This is a genomic window from Dietzia sp. CW19 (assembly GCF_014145265.1).
Taxonomy (GTDB): Bacteria; Actinomycetota; Actinomycetes; order Mycobacteriales; family Mycobacteriaceae; genus Dietzia; species Dietzia natronolimnaea.
Genome location: NZ_JAALEE010000113.1, coordinates 1 through 3,189 on the forward strand (window position 1 = coordinate 1; position 3,189 = coordinate 3,189).

Annotated in this window: 4 protein-coding genes; all 4 read left to right on the forward strand. The window is 70.3% G+C overall.

The features are described from left to right. Window positions 1–276: 276 nt before the first annotated feature. Window positions 277–582, forward strand: a complete 306-nt coding sequence (gene rplU / locus G6021_RS04090; RefSeq protein ID WP_017835684.1) for a 50S ribosomal protein L21 — start codon at window positions 277–279, stop codon at window positions 580–582. Window positions 583–650: 68 nt separating this feature from the next. Then, window positions 651–914, forward strand: coding sequence for a 50S ribosomal protein L27 (rpmA, locus tag G6021_RS04095; protein ID WP_107748170.1), 264 nt, complete (start codon window positions 651–653; stop codon window positions 912–914). Between the two features lie 123 nt (window positions 915–1,037). Continuing rightward, a complete protein-coding gene (gene obgE, locus G6021_RS04100; RefSeq protein ID WP_107748171.1) occupies window positions 1,038–2,498 on the forward strand; it encodes a GTPase ObgE in 1,461 nt (486 codons plus the stop codon). Then, window positions 2,495–3,189, forward strand: a 695-nt coding sequence (gene proB / locus G6021_RS04105) for a glutamate 5-kinase (protein WP_182640719.1), incomplete at its 3' end; no start/stop codon positions are given. The genes obgE and proB, both read left to right, overlap by 4 nt.

Consider the following 3,189-nt stretch of genomic DNA (forward strand, 5'->3'; position numbering starts at 1 on the left):
GACCAGGTCCACGACCGCCCCCGAGGGCGGCGATCACTAGAGGTACGGGGCCCGGTGGCACGGTCGGTTTGACCTGCTGTGCCGCCGGGCCGTAACCTTGACAAGTCGCTCGTGGCGGCGCTATGTCGTCGCGCGAGAAGTCGCGGGCCGGGCCGTCAAGGCCGCGGGACCGGCGATCCTGGCCGACGAGAGTCGGCCGGCTAGAGAAAACACCGCACAGTAGTTGTGGACGTCCCAGCGGCGACCACACACCCGAGAAGCAAGGGGAAGCCCTCGATGTACGCGATCGTCAAGACCGGCGGCAAGCAGTACAAGGTCGCCGAAGGTGACCATGTCAAGGTCGAGAAGATCGAGGGTGAGGCCGGTACCTCCGTGTCCCTGTCCCCGATCCTCGTGGTCGACGGTTCGACCGTCACCTCCGCTGCCGACGCCCTGGCCAAGGTCTCCGTCTCCGGCGAGATCGTCGAGCAGACCAAGGGTCCGAAGATCCGGATCCACAAGTTCAAGAACAAGACCGGGTACCACAAGCGTCAGGGCCACCGTCAGAAGCTGACGGTGCTCAAGATCACCGGTATCAAGTAATCCACCGCGGCCGCCAAGGCCACCAGCTCAGCGCCCTCGGGCGTCTTCCCTGAAGGAGGGGTTCGGACATGGCAAGTAAGAAGGGCGCATCCAGCACCCGTAACGGTCGTGACTCCAACGCGCAGCGTCTCGGCGTGAAGCGGTTCGGCGGCCAGGAAGTCAACGCCGGCGAGATCCTGATCCGCCAGCGTGGCACCAAGTTCCACCCGGGCGTGGGCGTCGGCCGTGGCGGCGACGACACGCTGTTCGCGCTGGCCGCCGGTGCGGTCGAGTTCGGTACCAAGCGCGGTCGCAAGACCGTCAACATCGTGCCGGTCGGCGTCGAGGCCTGACCCGGCACCACTGACGCGAGTCGCCCTCGGGGGCCGGGCGGGGTCTGATGACCCCACGCCCGGTCCCCGAGAGCATTTCCGCCACATCATGCACGTCCCACCACCAGCAGGAGGAGTCCGCATATGTCGAGATTCGTCGACCGCGTAGTGCTCCACCTCGCGGCGGGGGACGGTGGCCGCGGCTGCACGTCCGTACACCGGGAGAAGTTCAAGCCGCTCGGCGGCCCCGACGGGGGCAACGGCGGGAGCGGCGGGGACGTGGTGCTGGTGGTGGACCCCCAGGTCCACACCCTGCTCGACTTCCACTTCCGGCCCCATGCGCGCGCCGGCAGGGGAGAGCCCGGGATGGGCGCCAACCGGAACGGCGCCCAGGGCGGCGACCTCGTGCTGGCGGTCCCGCCCGGGACCGTCGTGCTGGACCAGAACGGTGAACTGCTGGCCGACCTGACCGGCGCCGGGACCCGCTTCGTGGCGGCCGAGGGCGGCAAGGGCGGGCTCGGCAACGCCGCGCTCGCCTCCAGGGCCCGCAAGGCGCCGGGGTTCGCCCTGCTCGGTGAGCCCGGTGAGGTGCGCGACCTGACCCTCGAGCTCAAGTCCATGGCCGACGTCGGCCTGGTCGGGTTCCCCTCGGCGGGCAAGTCCTCGCTGGTGTCGGTGCTGTCCGCGGCCAAGCCCAAGATCGCCGACTACCCGTTCACCACACTGGTCCCCAATCTCGGCGTGGTCTCGGTGGGCGACGACACGTTCACCATCGCCGACGTGCCCGGGCTCATCCCCGGTGCCAGCGAGGGTCGGGGTCTGGGACTGGACTTCCTGCGCCACATCGAGCGCACGGCCGTCCTCGCCCACGTGGTGGACTGCGCGAGCCTCGAGTCCGACCGTGACCCCATCTCCGACGTCGACGCCCTCGAGGCGGAGCTCGCCGCCTATCAGCCCGAGCTCGCCGACGCCGGGCTGGGGGACCTGGCGGACCGGCCGCGGGTCGTGGTGCTCAACAAGATCGACGTGCCGGACGCCGCGGACATGGCCGAGATGGTCACCGCGCACTTCGAGGCCAAGGGCTGGCCCGTGTACGCGATCTCCGCTGTGGCGCACAAGGGTCTCGACGAACTGCGGTACGGGCTCTACGAGCTGATCAAGGCCCACCGTAAGGCGACCCCGCCGGCGGCGCCCGAGCGGATCGTCCTGCGGCCCAGGGCCGTTGACGTGGCGGAGTTCACGGTCCGCAAGGACCCCAACGAGGCCGGTGCCTTCGTGGTCTCGGGGTCCAAGCCCGAGCGCTGGATCCGCCAGACGGACTTCGGCAACGACGAGGCCGTCGGCTTCCTCGCTGACCGTCTGGCCAGGCTGGGCGTCGAGGACGCGCTCATCAAGGCCGGCGCCCAACAGGGTTGCACCGTCACCGTCGGCGACGTCTCCTTCGAGTGGGAGCCGCAGACCCCCGCCGGAGTGGACCTCATGCGCACGGGCCGCGGCACCGACATCCGGTTGGAGTCCGACGAGCGTGTGGGCGCCATCGAGCGCAAGTACCGCAAGCGGGTGCGCCGCGGACTGATCGACCCCGACGAGGAGATCCTGGAGTGACGGACGAACCGGAGCTGCGGCGCCGGATCGGCACGGCCCGCCGCGTGGTGGTCAAGATCGGCTCCTCCGCCATCACCAGCTTCGGTGGCGGAATCCGCCGGCCCCAACTCGACGCCCTGGCCGATGTCTGCCAGGCGCGCATGGCGGCGGGATCGGACGTCTTCGTGGTCTCCTCCGGGGCGATCGGCGCCGGGATGTCCCCACTCGGGATGACCACCCGCCCCGCCACCCTGTCCGCCAAACAGGCTGCAGCCAGCGTGGGGCAGCTCGAACTGGCGCGGGCATGGGGCGACTCGTTCTCCAGATACGACCGCGTGGTGGGCCAGGTCCTGCTGACCGCGGGTGACATCGGGCGCCGGGAGAGCGCGGCCAACGCGCAGCGCACCCTGGATCGCCTCCGCACCCTCGGCGCGGTCCCGGTGATCAACGAGAACGACACGGTGGCCACCAACGAGATCCGCTTCGGGGACAACGACCGGCTGGCGGCGCTGGTGGCCCACCTCACCAGTGCCGATGCGTTGATCCTGCTCTCGGATGTGGACGCACTGTACGACTCCGATCCCCGCAAGGGCGACGCCACCGCGGTGACGATGGTGTCGGGCGCGGCCGACCTCGACGGGGTGGTGGCCGGCGCCGGCGGTGCCCTCGGTACCGGCGGGATGGCCTCCAAGCTCGCCGCGGCGCGACTGGC

Bases quoted from the DNA above. Each gene is read 5' to 3' on its own strand.
- rplU (WP_017835684.1), top strand. From the start codon at position 277: ATGTACGCGATCGTCAAGACCGGCGGCAAGCAGTACAAGGTCGCCGAA.
- rpmA (WP_107748170.1), top strand. From the start codon at position 651: ATGGCAAGTAAGAAGGGCGCATCCAGCACCCGTAACGGTCGTGACTCC.
- obgE (WP_107748171.1), top strand. From the start codon at position 1,038: ATGTCGAGATTCGTCGACCGCGTAGTGCTCCACCTCGCGGCGGGGGAC.